This is a genomic window from Leifsonia sp. 1010 (assembly GCF_031455295.1).
Classification (GTDB): Bacteria; Actinomycetota; Actinomycetes; order Actinomycetales; family Microbacteriaceae; genus Leifsonia.
The window spans coordinates 1,340,442-1,352,843 of the sequence record NZ_JAVDSL010000001.1; the positions used below are offsets into that span (position 1 = coordinate 1,340,442).

Sequence of the window (12,402 nt, forward strand, 5' to 3'; positions counted from 1 at the left end):
CCCGGGGTTGGCTCCGGGGAGGGACGCGGCGGCCGGCACCGCATCGAGACGCTCGTACCGACCGGTCACCGGGACCGGACGGAAGGAACGCCCGATGTCTCTCGCAGCCGCCACGCTCGTGCCCGACTCCCCGCCGGTTCCGGCGAGAGCGGCCGCGGCTCCACATCCCGAACGCGTTCCGACCTCCCGCCGTGACGCCGCAGTGGATGTGGCCCGCGCCTGGTGCCTCACCGTCGTCGTCGCCCTCCACGCTCTGATGGTGGGCGTCTCCGTCACAGCGGACGGGCCCGTGTTCCAGAACGCGATGGAGCATTGGAGCGGGTTCGGCATCCTGACCTGGTTCGGCCAGGTGATGCCCCTGTTCTTCGTGCTGGGCGGGTTCTCCGGGTTCCTTCAGTGGGAGCGTGCACGCCGGCGCGGAGCCGGCTACGGCGTCCAGCTCGCCGGCCGTCTGCGGCGCCTGTTCGTGCCCGCGATCGCGGCCGTACTCGCGATCGTGGTGGTGCTGGGCCTGCTGCAGCTGACCGGCGTGCCGGAGGACATCGTGGCGACTGCGGGCTTCCGGCTCAGCCAGCCGCTGTGGTTCCTCGGCGTGTACGTCGTGTGCACGGCGGCGCTTCCCCTGCTGGCCGCCCTGCATCGGCGTCGTCCCGTGATCGCGCTCGCAGGTCTCGGTGCTGCGGTCGTCGCCGTGGACGTGGTGCGCGCATCCACGGGCGTGGCCGCCGTTGGCCTCATCAATCTGCTCTTCGTGTGGCTGCTCGTCCAGCAGCTGGGATTCGTTCTCGCGACGGCGCCCCGGGACGGCTGGTCAGCACGTCGAGCGAGCTGGCTGGGGGTCGCCGGCTTCGGGACTCTGGCCGTGCTCTGCGCCGTCGGCGTCTACTCTCCCGACCTCTACCTCAATCTCAACCCGCCGACCGGGGCCCTCGTGCTCCTCGGCGTCGGTCAGCTCGGCGTGTTCTCCCTCCTGCGTGCCCGACTCGCGCGCCTCGCGGAGGGCCGCCTCCTCGGCCGGTACGTGGCCGCCATGAACCGGCGCGCCATGACCGTGTACTCGTGGCACATGCTCGTTCTGGTGCTGCTGGCGGGGGCGCTGCTCGTGGTGGGCGGCGAGTCGCTGCCTCAGCCGCTGTCGGCCGAGTGGTGGCTGACCCGGCCGCTGTGGCTGGCCGCCGCCGGGGTGGCGGTCGCCGTGGTCGCGGCGGTCGCCGGGCGGTTCGAGGCGCGGCGGTCCGATGCAGGGACCGGGACGGGATGGCGCGCTGCAGGGCCGGTCCGTGCGGTGTGCGCCGCGGCGGCGGGCGCGGGCGGCGTCCTGCTCATCCTCGTCTCCGGGTCGGCGTTGGCAGGATGGGTGATGGGTGCCGCGCTGATCCTCGCGAGCCTGGGTCTCCTGCGCTCGCCGGGCGGGTCAGCGGGGCAACGGCCGGCTGCCTTGACGGGAGTCGCACGGGTAGGAGAGGCTTAGGCAAGCCTCCCCTAAGTCAGGAGACCCGATGGCTGAACTGATCCCCTTCTCCGAAGCCCTCCGCGAACGCACGCGGGGTGTCCACCAGGAGAGCGAGGGCGCCGGCTTCATGCAAGACCTGATGAGCGGGCGGGGTTGCCGCGAGGACTACATCCAGCTTCTATCGCAGCACTACTTCATCTACGAGGCCCTCGAAGAGGCGGCCGTGTGGATGCGCGAAGACCCGATCGCCGCGCTGTTCATCAGCCCTAAGCTGACCCGCCTGCCGGCGATCGAAGCCGACCTCGCCTACCTGCTCGGCGACGATTGGCGCGAGCGGATCGCCCCGCTGCCTTCCACGGCGCGGTACACGGCTCGCATCCGCGAGGTCGGCCGCACCTGGCCGGGCGGCTTCATCGCGCACCATTACACGCGATACCTCGGCGACCTGTCCGGCGGCCAGATCATCCGCACCCTGCTGCAGCGCCAGTACGGGTTCGAGACCAACGGCGTCGGGTTCTACCTCTTCGGCGACATCGCCAAGCCGAAGCTGTTCAAGGACACCTATCGGGCACAGCTGGATGCGGTCGAGTGGACCGAGGAGGAGCGAGACCGCGTCATCGGCGAGGTGTCCCTGGCGTTCCGCTTCAACACGGAACTGTTCGACGACCTGGCCACGGCGAAGGCCGCGGCCTGACGCTGAGCCGCTCTCCGCGGATCCCGGGTCTCAGCGCACGAGGTCCTCGTCGACGCGGCCGCCCAGTCGGTCGAGCAGGACGGCGGCGATGCTGGCCGCCTCACGGTCGTCCCGTTCGCGGGCGAAGGCGGCCAGCACATCGGCCGATGTTGGGTCGGCTGCACGCAGCCGGCGGGCGAGCCACTTGCCGCTTCCGAGCCACGCGCCGGCACTGAGCAGGGCGAGCTCGCCGAGGCCGCGAAGGAGGTCGGCGCGGATGGCCGCCGACACCAACTCGTCCGTCGCATCCGTGAGGTCGTCGATCAGATCCGTGACCGCGTAGCGTCGGAGTGCCAGCTGATGCGCGGTCGTCCGCGGACCCGGCGTCAGGCGGTCAGCCGACCAGCGACGTAGGTCCGCGAACTCGTCGCCCGTGCGCAACGGGACGCCTTCGGTCAGCAGAACGGGCAGGACCGGGCGCAGCGAGGCGAAGTCGTGTTCCGCCCACTCGCGGTATCCCTCGACCGTGTAGGCGAACACATCGAAGCGCTCGCCGTCGTGGTGCGTGACGCGGGCCTCGGCGGTCGGGCTGCCGCTTCGCCCCTCGAAGGTCGATGGTGGCGCGATCAGCAGGATGTCGACATCGCTGGTCGGCGTCCGTTTCCCGGTCGAGGAGCTGCCGCCCAGGACGATCGTGGTGGCCTCGGGGTACTCCGCATCGCAGAAGCGGAGCGCGGCGTCTGCTGCCCGCTCAGCGTCGGCGGAGCCGCCCGATCGAGGCGATGCCATCGATCGTGGTCGGGATCAGGCCGTCTGCGCGAGTTCGGCGTAGTAGGTGACGTGGCAGCCGTCGCCGTTGCACTCGACGCAGAGGGTGATCTCCTCACTGCGCTGGGCGGGGTCGGCCCCGGTCCCGTCGCACCGTTCGCAAATCTCCAACGTTCTCATGCCCATGATTGTGCGCCCGACCACCGACATCGGCGGCAGGCCCGTCGGGGTGTCGCGATCGTGGCGTTCAGTCGTGCCAGAAGCCGCGATGCGGATCGGCCGCTTCGTCTTCGAGGATGGGGCCGATGACGGTGACCTCGCGGCTCCCGTCGGCGAAGATGAGCCGGCACGGGTGGTCCAGCGTCGGATTCTCGGGATGGTCGCCCGTGAGGGCGCGCAGACCCTGCTCGGAGAGACCATAGACGACCGTGCCGATTCCGGCCCAGTAGATCGCGCCGCTGCACATGGCGCACGGCTCGCACGACGTGACGAGGGTGTATGCGGGGAGTTCAGTGTGGGGGATGGCCTCCCACGCCTTACGCACCAGGTTGGTCTCCGCGTGGCCGGTGATGTCGTTCTCCGTGACCACGGTGTTCTCCGCTTCGAGGGCGATCGTGCCGTCGGGGGCCACCAGGACCGCGCCGAACGGGTGGTTGCCGTGGGCGCGGGCGTCGACGGACACCTGGATCGCGCGTCGCATGTGGTCTTCGATCGCGGCTGCCGGGGTCATGTGTCGGGTCCTCCTGAGCGGATGCGCGGGCGTCGGGCCCGGTACCTGTCTACCGGAGATTCTGCCCAGAGCAGAACCGCCGAAATCGACGGGCGCGGAAACGGCCGAGCCGACATAGGCTGGCCGCATGCTCGTACGGCATGCGATCGGATCGGTGCTCCGCCGGATCAGGACGGAGCGCGGGACGACGCTGCGCGAGCTCTCCGAGACGTCGAGGGTGTCGGTCCCGTACCTCTCCGAGATCGAGCGCGGTCGCAAGGAGGCGTCCTCTGAGATCCTTGCCGCGCTGTGCCGGGTACTGGGCATCAGCGAGGGTGAGCTCCTGACGCGCGTCGCGGCCGAGTTCGCCGGTGCGCAGGTGCTGACTCTGGTGCCGGAGCGGGAGATCGAGCGCGAGCCCGCATCCACTCTGGAGCTGCAGTCCGCTGCGGTCGGCGGTGCCGCGCAGACCTCCGGCGTCGTCGCTCTCGCCGCCTGACCCCGGCCGTGTGGCCGCTGAGCGGGCGCTGATTTCGTCTGCAGCCGCCCGCCGAGTATTCTTGTGTGGCGCCTTCGGTCACGAGTGAACTGGTGGTCGAAAGCGCCAATGGCGAGTTACCCAAGCGGCCAAAGGGATCTGACTGTAAATCAGCTGTCTACGACTTCGGGGGTTCGAATCCCTCACTCGCCACCGCGTTCGGAACGTTTCGCGACAAGCCCTCGGCCACCGGCCGGGGGCTTTCGTCATGAGCGGGGGCGGGCGCATCGTCGGAGAAAACGGCCCAAATCTCCGGCCGGCCGCGGTGGGGATGGCGATCGGAAGGGTTTCAGCCGTGATCGCCGACGGGGGCGGGCGTATCTCCGACGGGAGAGGGCGCACCGGGCGCACCGGGGCGCACCGCGCACAGGTCTGACAGGCTGGAGGCATGACCTCCAACGCCGAGCTGCTCGAGATCGCCGCCACCGTCGCCCGCCGCGCCGCCGCCTTCGCGCTGCAGCGCCGCCAGGACGGCGTCGAGATCGCCGCCTCCAAGTCGTCGCTCAGCGACATCGTCACGCGCGCCGACCGCGAGACGGAGCAGCTGATCCGCGACGCGCTCTCGGCCGCACGCCCGCGCGACGGGTTCCTCGGCGAGGAGTCCGGCGGCGGCAGCAGCCAGAGCGGTCTGACCTGGGTGGTCGACCCGATCGATGGGACGGTCAACTACTTCTACGGCATCCCGGCGTGGGCCGTCAGCATCGCCGTCGTCGAGGGGGATCCGGAGCCCGCGACCTGGAAGACGCTCGCCGGTGCCGTGGTGAACCCGGTCTCCGGCGAGGTCTTCACCGCCTACACCGGGGGAGGGGCGCGGCTGAACGGGGAGCCCATCCACGTCACCGAAGGGGTGGAGCTGCCGCTCGCCCTCATCGGCACCGGCTTCGGCTACGACGCCGAGGTGCGGCGCCGGCAGGCGGGATTCGTCGCCGAGCTGATCGGCGACGTGCGCGACATCCGCCGCATCGGCGCCGCGTCCCTCGACCTGTGCTCCGTCGCCGCCGGCCGGCTCGACGGGTACTACGAGCGCGGACTGAACCCGTGGGATCACGCCGCCGGCGCCCTGATCGCTCAGGAGGCCGGAGCGCGCGTCGCTGGAATCGACGGAGGCCCGGCCGACCGCCGCCTCACGGTGGCGGCCGCGCCGGACCTCTTCGAGCAGCTGCACCCCCGCGTCGAGCGCTTCTACGCCGACTGGGAGTGACGCGCGGGAGGGCTCAGACGATCCAGGCGGTCGTGTCGCGGGGGAGCATCCGCCCGTCGAGCGCCCCGCTCGCCAGGACGACCTCGCCCTCGGGCAGCTCCACCGGCTCGTCCCCGAAGTTGACCACCACGGTGACCTCACCGGAGCGGAAGGCGAGCGTGTCGCCGCCCAGGTCGATCCATTCGGGGGAGCCGAACGCCAGGTCGTAGCGACGCCGGGCCTCCAGGGCGTCCTGGTACATCGTCAGCGTCGAACCCGGAACGCCCGCCTGCGACGACCGCGTATACGCCGCCCAGGTCGCCGGCTGGGGCAGCCAGCTCGCGGCCGTCGGCCCGAAACCGTACGACGCCTCGGTGCCCTCCCACGGGATGGGGACGCGGCAGCCGTCACGGCCGTACCGCTCGCCGTTCGTGCGGAACCACGTCGGGTCCTGGCGCGCGTCGTCCGGCAGATCGATCGCCTCGGGCAGCCCGAGCTCCTCGCCTTGATAGAGGTAGGCGGAACCGGGCAGGGCCAGCATCAGCGCGGTCGCCGCGCGCGCCCGGTGCAGGGCGAAGACCGGGTCGGGGAGGCCGGTGGTCTTCGGACCGATGCCGTGCCCCTGCAGGTTCTCGCCGTGCAGCGCAAGGCGCGTGGCGTGGCGGACGACGTCGTGGTTGGACAGCACCCAGGTGCTCGGGGCGCCCACGCTGCTGAACGCGGCGATCGAGCGGTCGATCACGCTGCGGAGGGCGGACGCGTTCCACGGGGTCTCCAGGTACGCGAAGTTGAAGGTCTGCTGCATCTCGTCCGGCCGGACCCAGCGGGCGAGCTTGTCGAGGGGCTCCACCCAGGCCTCGCCGCACAGCACTCGGTCGCCGGTGTACTCGTCGAGGACCTTGTGCCAGTCGCGGTAGATCGCGTGCACGCCGTCCTGCGCGAAGTAGGGAGGCGTCGGCGGCTCGCCGCCGGCATGCGCCGCGATCTCCGGCTCCAGCGGGATGCCGCCGGTCTCGAGCGTCGGCGTCGTCCCGCCCATGCTGCCCATGTGCGCGGGCGGGGTGTAGTCGGGGAGGCCGGCCTCCTTGATCATGCCGTGGGCCACATCCACCCGGAAGCCGTCGACGCCGCGGTCGAGCCAGAAGCGCAGGACGTTGCGGAACTGCTCCCAGACCCAGGGGTTCTCCCAGTCGAAGTCCGGCTGCGACTTGTCGAACAGGTGGAGGTACCACTGACCGGGACGGCCGTCGGCCTCGGTGATGCGCGTCCACGCAGCGCCGCCGAAGATCGACTCCCAGTTGTTCGGCGGCAGTTCGCCGTTCTCGCCCTTCCCGTCGCGGAAGATGTAGCGCGCCCGCTCGGGGCTTCCCGGGCCGGCAGCGAGCGCCTCCTGGAACCAGCGGTGATCGCTCGACGAGTGGTTCGGGACGATGTCGATGATCACGCGCAGACCGAGGTCGTGCGCGGTCGCGAGCATCGCGTCGAAGTCGGCGAGGGTGCCGAAGCGGACGTCGACGTCGCAGTAGTCGGAGACGTCGTACCCGGCGTCGCGCTGCGGAGAGCTCTGGAACGGAGACAGCCAGACGGCATCCACACCCAGCTCGCGCAGAGCGGGGAGGCGGTGCGTGATGCCGGGCAGGTCGCCCATCCCGTCGCCGTCCGAGTCGGCGAAGGAGCGCGGATAGACCTGGTAGATGACGGCGGAGCGCCACCATTCGCGGCCGGGGGCCGACGGCGTGAGCTCGGTGTGGGGGAGGGGGGTCGGAGCGGCGATGGTGGTCACCTCGTGTTCGTGTCGGTTGTGATGGTCAGGGGTGGACGGCGGTGCTGGACCGCACGATCAGATCCGCCGGAGCGGTGTGGCTGAGGGGTTCGGGACGCGCTCGGGCAGGAGCGGCGCGCGCGGCCTGGAGGGCGTCCAGCAGCAGAGCAGCGGCCCGCTCGCCCTGCCGGTCGGGATGCTGCGCGACCGTGCTGAGCCCGAAGAAGTCGGCGAGCGGGTGGTCGTCGATGCCGATGATGGAGACGTCGCGAGGGACGGAGAGTCCGAGATCGCGGGCGGCGAGGATGGCGCCGATGGCCATCTCGTCCGAGGCGGCGAAGATCGCCGTCGGGCGCTCGTGCGGCGAACCGAGCAGCTGTTTCGCGGCGTCGTACCCGCCGGGGAGGGTGAAGTCGGAGGCGCGGTGCAGCTGCTCGTCGACGGGGAGGCCCGCATCCCGCAGCGCCTGCTCGTACCCGAGCCGCCGGCTGGTCGGGATGTGGAAGTCGAGGTCGAACTCCTGCGAGCCGCCGATGTGGGCGATGCGGCGGTGGCCCAGCGATATCAGGTGGTCCGTCGCCAGGCGCGCGACGGCCAGATCGTCGATCGTCAGCGTGCTGACGCCGGGCAGCGGCCCGCCCACGCCGACGACGGGCTTGCCGAGCGCCAGGAGGCGGCCGACCTCCTGCTCCGCGAGCTCGAGCGAGACGGTGAACACCGCATCCACCCGGTTGCGCAGGAGGTGGTGGTCGAAGACGCGACGGCGCTCGCCGCCGTCCCCGCTGAGGTTGTAGAGCGTGAGGTCGTAGCCCTGCCCGAGCAGGACGCGCTCGGCGCCCTCGATGACGGACGTGAAGAACCAGCGGTTGAGGTGCGGCACGACGGCCCCGATGTTGCGCGTGCGACCGGAGGCGAGGCTGGACGCGTCAGAGGAGACGACATACCCGAGCTCCGACGCCGCCTGGACGACTCGCGCTCGTGTTCGGTCGGAGACCGGGCCGTTGCCGCTCAGAGCGCGGGAGACAGTGGCGGTGGAGACGCCGGCGAGACGCGCGACATCGTCGATCCCGGGCATCCCACCTCCTGCGTCTCGCGTCGTGTCTGATGCGGTGGAAGCGTTTGCGTCCGCCGGTGCCGGGCGGCTGGCCGCGCACAGCGGCAGTATAGCGAGTGGGGTGGAAGCGTTTGCACTCTGTGACGCGATGCGGTCAGGCCCAGTGGCCGGGGCGGTCGAGCGTCGGCGGCAGAACGGTGCTGGCGTCGCCGGTCGCGGCGTTGACCTGCACCTGGGTGAGATAGATCGCCTCGCGCAGGTCGGCACCATGGAGGCGGGCATCCCGGAGGTCGGCTCCGATCAGCTCGGCACGGGAGAGGTCGGCGCCGCGGAGGTCGGCGGCGATGAGAAGTGCGCCGCGGAGTTCGGCTCCGCGGAGGTCCGCTCCCCGGAGGTCGGCGCCCAAGAGGTCTGCACCCGGCTGGATGCGTGAGCGCGCCGTCTTCTTCCGGCCGGAGCCGAGGGGTCCGGTGCCGACCGGACCGGCCTCGCGGGTGAGCCGGGCGGCCTCGCGGAGGAGCTCGGCGGCCGGCCCCCGCAACTCCTCGATGTCCGTATCGACGATGACCGAGCTCGGCGCGTCCGTCAGCGTCCGCACGTCGGCGCGTGCACGCCGGAGGGCCGGATGGATGCGGGCTGCCGCGGACAGGGCGAGTGCCTCCTCGAGGTACCAGAGGAGCTCGTGCAGCTGGCGCATGAGCGGGAAGACGGCGAACATCTCACGACGGCGGTCGGCGTCGTCGCGCCATCCCCTCCCGTCGAAGGTGTGCTGCGTCACCTGCTGACCGGCTCCGAAGCAGTCGAAGACCGTGCAGCCGCGGAAGCCGCTCTCGCGGAGCCTCGGATGGATGGTGCAGAGGTCGTCGTGGTCGAGGTTGACGCAGGGGTCGCCGGCAGGCTTGTCGAACGCGAAGTCGGCGGAGCGTGCGAAGGCGAGGGCGACGCAGCAGAGCCCGACGCACCGGGAGCAGTCGGCTTTCAGCTCGCGGCGGGGGTCTTCAGCGGTGCGCACCCGTCCACAGTACGGGTCCGCCGCAACCTTTCCACACCCTCAGGGAGAGCCGGAATAGCCCCGGGCCGACCGCGTTAGCGTGGAAGAACGACACAACGAAGGAGAACAGCATGACTGCACCGCGCCGCACGATCGGTTCGTCCGACCTCGAGGTCTACCCGCTCTCTCTGGGGGGCAACGTCTTCGGCTGGACGGCCGACCGGGAAACATCGTTCGACGTGCTCGACGGGTACACCGCGGCGGGCGGCAACTTCGTCGACACCGCCGACGGCTACTCGGCGTGGGTGCCCGGTAACACCGGCGGCGACTCGGAGCGCATCCTCGGCGAGTGGTTCGAGGCGCGCGGCAACCGCGATCAGGTGGTGCTCGCGACCAAGGTGAGCCAGCACCCCGACTTCAAGGGACTCGCTGCCGACAACATCCGCCGGGCGGCCGACGCCTCGCTGGAGCGGCTGAAGTCCGACTACATCGACCTCTACTACGCCCACTTCGACGACGAGACGGTGCCGCTGGAGGAGACGGTCGCGGCGCTCTCCGGCCTCGTCGATGCGGGCAAGGTCCGCTACATCGGCATCTCGAACTACTCGCCGGAGCGCATCGACGAGTGGTTCCGGATCACCGAGCGCGAGGGGCTCCACCGCGCCGTCGCCCTTCAGCCGCACTACAACCTGGTCGAGCGCGGGTACGAGACCACGTACCGCCCGATCGCCGAGCGCGAGGGCCTCGGTGTGATGCCGTACTTCGCCCTCGCCGCCGGCTTCCTCACGGGCAAGTACCGCGACGGCGTCACGGTCGACAGCGCTCGCGCGGGCGGTGCCGCGAAGTACCTCGACGACACCGGCCGCGCCGTCCTCTCGGCCCTCGACGAGGTGGCCGCCGCCCACGACGCGTCCGTCGCGTCGGTCGCCCTCGCCTGGCTGGCCGCGCAGCCGACCATCACCGCTCCGATCGCCAGCGCCCGCACCACAGAGCAGCTCCCGGACCTCCTCGCGTCCGTCGACCTCGAGCTCACGGGCGACGAGCTGGAGGCGCTCGCCGGGGCCTCGGAGGCGGCAAAGGCCGCCTGAGCCTCACAGGGGGCGGGGCCGTCGCTGCCGGGCGTCCGCATTGGTACGGAGCACCCTGTCGTGGGTGGTATCCTCGAACGGTTGCCGAAAACGACGTGCCTCCAGCCGTCACGGCTCCGCCCCCTTAGCTCATTGGTAGAGCACTTCCTTGGTAAGGAAGAGGTAGTGGGTCCGATTCCCACAGGGGGCTCCGTCTCCCGTCCTGCGACTGGCTCGCTCGACGTGGGGATGCCACGGCGGGGTAGCTCAGGTGGTTAGAGCACACGGCTCATAATCGTGGTGTCGCGGGTTCGAGTCCCGCCCTCGCTACAGGTCTTGAAACACGGAAACGGCGGCTGATCATCAGCCGCCGTTTCGTCGTTCCTGTGGTTACTTGCCCACATCCGGCCCACGATTCAATCGCTTCGCGTGGTCGGTCGGACTCACCCACGACGTCGTCCGCACGAACGCGGGGGTGCTGCGGACATGGGTCGGGGCCGCCTCCGAACCCGATCGGAGACGGCCCCTGGGTGGGGAAGCGTCGGCTCACCCCCTGACGGTGAGCGTCAGCTCGCCCGGCGCTGTCGGCGGGAGATCGCGATCGCGATCACGCCGAGCAGCACGAGTACCAGCGAGACGGACAGGGCCGCACCGAGGCGGGTGTCGGAGCCTGTGCTGGCGAGCTCGGAGCCGGTTTCGGCCGCGGCGCGGCCGTCGTTCGCCGGCTGGATGGGAGAAACGGCGGTTCCGGCCGGCCGTGCGGGAGCGCCCGGGGCGCCGGGCTCAGCGGGCTGCGCCGGATCCACCGGGTCGGTCGGGTCGGTCGGGTCAGTGGGACCGGTCGGGTCCGTCGGGTCGGTGGGATCGGTCGGATCCGCCGGACCGGTGGGAGCATCGGGGTCGACCACCTGGACGACGACCGAGTCCTGGGCCATGTTGCCCGCCTTGTCCACGACGGTCACGCTCACCAGCTGGTCGCCGGTCTTCACCGTGTCGATCGCGGAGCCCTGCGGCAGCGTCGAGTCGACCCTGTCCACACCGGAGAGGTCGTCGTCGGCGGTGAAGCCGAACCGGGCGTACTCGCCCAGGTCGAGCAGACGCTTGCCGTCAGGGCCGGGGCGCCCGATCGGGTCCAGCACAGCCGTGGGGGACTGGTGGTCGGCGTGGATCACCAGGGTCTGCCGCGCGCTCTCGTTGCCGGCCATGTCGTCGGCCCAGACGGTGACGGAGTTCTCGCCGTCGCGCAGCAGGTAGCTGAGCGTATTGCCCTCCACCCGCAGGGTGCGCTGCGAGTCCTTCGCGTAGATCGCGTCGACGCCGCTCTTGTCGTCGGTCGCGTTCACCGTGAGCCACCAGCGGTTGGTCCAGCCGTTCACGGGCTGCGTCCAGTCGGTGGTGACGTCCGGCGCACTGACGTCGTCGTTCGTGACCGTGAACGGGATGAGCGTCTCCGTCTTCAGGCCGGCACCGTTGATCGCGGTGCCGAGCCACTCGTAGTCGCCCGCCGCGAGGGTCACCTGCTGGCCGAGGCCGTAGGAGTCGCCGGTCGCGGTGTCGACCAGGGAGCAGCTGTCGATGCCGGACTCCGGGTCTTCGCACCAGTAGTCCACGAACATCGCACGGTCCGCGGCGTAGACCGCGTAGGGGACCGGCGAAAGGTTCCGGACGATCGGCGCCGTGGTGTCCGCGGGCGGCTCCGGGTCGGTCGGCTCGGGGTCCGTCGGTTCCGGGTCCGTGGGGGCCGGGTCGATGGGCGGCTCGGGGTCGGTGGGCTCGGGGTCGGTCGGCTCCGGGTCTGTGGGGGCCGGCTCGACGGGCGGCTCGGGCTCCGCCGGCGTCTCCGGAGCGGCCGCCGAGGGTGCCGCGGCGGGCTCGGTCGCGCTCTGCTCCGGCGCCGTCGAGTCGGCCGCGGAGAGGGGTGCGGTGGAGGCGGATGCGGCGGCATCGGCGGCATCGGAGGCGTACGCGGGAGTGCCCAGCGTCGGAAGCAGCAGGGTGGCCGCGGTGATCGCGGTGCCCGCCAGGGCCAGGGTGGCGCGTCGGCGCGGCGGGTGCTTCGCTGACGCGTGCTTCGCAGTCATTGTCGTGTTCCTTCGAGGTCGGTGTTGGGATGACGACAACGACGCTACGGAGGCGGAGAACCCGCTGGGCCAGCCGCAGCAGGCCGCTAACGATTCGTTTACGGACGGGTCCGGCGCGGCCTATAT

At 71.0% G+C, this 12,402-nt stretch carries 12 protein-coding genes and 3 tRNA genes; 8 read left to right on the top strand and 7 right to left on the bottom strand.

Annotated elements, in window-relative coordinates; all coding sequences use genetic code 11:
• Positions 1-94 precede the first annotated feature (94 nt).
• Positions 95-1,471, top strand: a complete 1,377-nt coding sequence (locus J2Y42_RS06595) for an acyltransferase (protein ID WP_309856058.1) — start codon at positions 95-97, stop codon at positions 1,469-1,471.
• 28 nt (positions 1,472-1,499) lie between these two features.
• On the top strand, positions 1,500-2,147 hold the full coding sequence (locus J2Y42_RS06600) for a biliverdin-producing heme oxygenase (RefSeq protein ID WP_309856060.1): 648 nt from the start codon (positions 1,500-1,502) through the stop codon (positions 2,145-2,147).
• 30 nt (positions 2,148-2,177) lie between these two features.
• Here J2Y42_RS06600 and J2Y42_RS06605 read toward each other — a convergent pair whose 3' ends face one another.
• From J2Y42_RS06605 to J2Y42_RS06615, 3 genes are all read right to left on the bottom strand, one after another.
• On the bottom strand, positions 2,178-2,915 hold the full coding sequence (locus J2Y42_RS06605) for a nucleotidyltransferase domain-containing protein (RefSeq protein ID WP_309856061.1): 738 nt from the start codon (positions 2,913-2,915) through the stop codon (positions 2,178-2,180).
• Between the two features lie 15 nt (positions 2,916-2,930).
• The gene (locus J2Y42_RS06610; RefSeq protein ID WP_166645306.1) at positions 2,931-3,074 is read right to left on the bottom strand and encodes a hypothetical protein; all 144 of its coding nucleotides are present in this window, start codon (positions 3,072-3,074) and stop codon (positions 2,931-2,933) included.
• A gap of 67 nt (positions 3,075-3,141) precedes the next feature.
• Positions 3,142-3,624 (bottom strand): nucleoside deaminase, encoded by a 483-nt coding sequence (locus J2Y42_RS06615; protein ID WP_309856064.1) that lies wholly within the window; start codon positions 3,622-3,624, stop codon positions 3,142-3,144.
• A 127-nt stretch (positions 3,625-3,751) separates the two neighbouring features.
• Between J2Y42_RS06615 and J2Y42_RS06620 the strand changes: the two genes are divergently transcribed.
• The 3 genes from J2Y42_RS06620 (at position 3,752) to J2Y42_RS06630 (ending at position 5,342) form a co-directional block, all read left to right on the top strand.
• Positions 3,752-4,102, top strand: a complete 351-nt coding sequence (locus tag J2Y42_RS06620) for a helix-turn-helix transcriptional regulator (protein ID WP_309856065.1) — start codon at positions 3,752-3,754, stop codon at positions 4,100-4,102.
• A 110-nt stretch (positions 4,103-4,212) separates the two neighbouring features.
• A tRNA-Tyr gene (locus tag J2Y42_RS06625) sits at positions 4,213-4,294 on the top strand.
• A gap of 235 nt (positions 4,295-4,529) precedes the next feature.
• The gene (locus J2Y42_RS06630) at positions 4,530-5,342 is read left to right on the top strand and encodes an inositol monophosphatase family protein (RefSeq protein ID WP_309856067.1); all 813 of its coding nucleotides are present in this window, start codon (positions 4,530-4,532) and stop codon (positions 5,340-5,342) included.
• Between the two features lie 13 nt (positions 5,343-5,355).
• Here the strand turns inward: J2Y42_RS06630 and J2Y42_RS06635 are convergent, their stop codons facing one another.
• The 3 genes from J2Y42_RS06635 to J2Y42_RS06645 all read right to left on the bottom strand — a co-directional run bounded on the left by J2Y42_RS06635 (position 5,356) and on the right by J2Y42_RS06645 (position 9,149).
• Positions 5,356-7,104: a glycoside hydrolase family 13 protein gene (locus J2Y42_RS06635; RefSeq protein ID WP_309856069.1), complete on the bottom strand. Its 1,749-nt coding sequence runs from the start codon at positions 7,102-7,104 to the stop codon at positions 5,356-5,358.
• Positions 7,105-7,129: 25 nt separating this feature from the next.
• A complete protein-coding gene (locus J2Y42_RS06640; protein WP_309856070.1) occupies positions 7,130-8,158 on the bottom strand; it encodes a LacI family DNA-binding transcriptional regulator in 1,029 nt (342 codons plus the stop codon).
• A gap of 133 nt (positions 8,159-8,291) precedes the next feature.
• Positions 8,292-9,149: a pentapeptide repeat-containing protein gene (locus J2Y42_RS06645; RefSeq protein WP_309856072.1), complete on the bottom strand. Its 858-nt coding sequence runs from the start codon at positions 9,147-9,149 to the stop codon at positions 8,292-8,294.
• Positions 9,150-9,259: 110 nt separating this feature from the next.
• On the opposite strand from J2Y42_RS06645, the gene J2Y42_RS06650 reads away from it, so the two are divergent.
• The 3 genes from J2Y42_RS06650 to J2Y42_RS06660 all read left to right on the top strand — a co-directional run bounded on the left by J2Y42_RS06650 (position 9,260) and on the right by J2Y42_RS06660 (position 10,525).
• Entirely contained in the window at positions 9,260-10,216 is a 957-nt protein-coding gene (locus tag J2Y42_RS06650; protein WP_309856073.1) for an aldo/keto reductase, read from the top strand.
• A gap of 118 nt (positions 10,217-10,334) precedes the next feature.
• A tRNA-Thr gene (locus tag J2Y42_RS06655) sits at positions 10,335-10,406 on the top strand.
• Between the two features lie 45 nt (positions 10,407-10,451).
• Positions 10,452-10,525, top strand: a tRNA-Met gene (locus tag J2Y42_RS06660).
• Between the two features lie 236 nt (positions 10,526-10,761).
• On the opposite strand, the gene J2Y42_RS06665 is transcribed toward J2Y42_RS06660, so the two are convergent.
• A complete protein-coding gene (locus tag J2Y42_RS06665) occupies positions 10,762-12,276 on the bottom strand; it encodes a hypothetical protein (protein WP_309856075.1) in 1,515 nt (504 codons plus the stop codon).
• Positions 12,277-12,402: the final 126 nt, after the last annotated feature.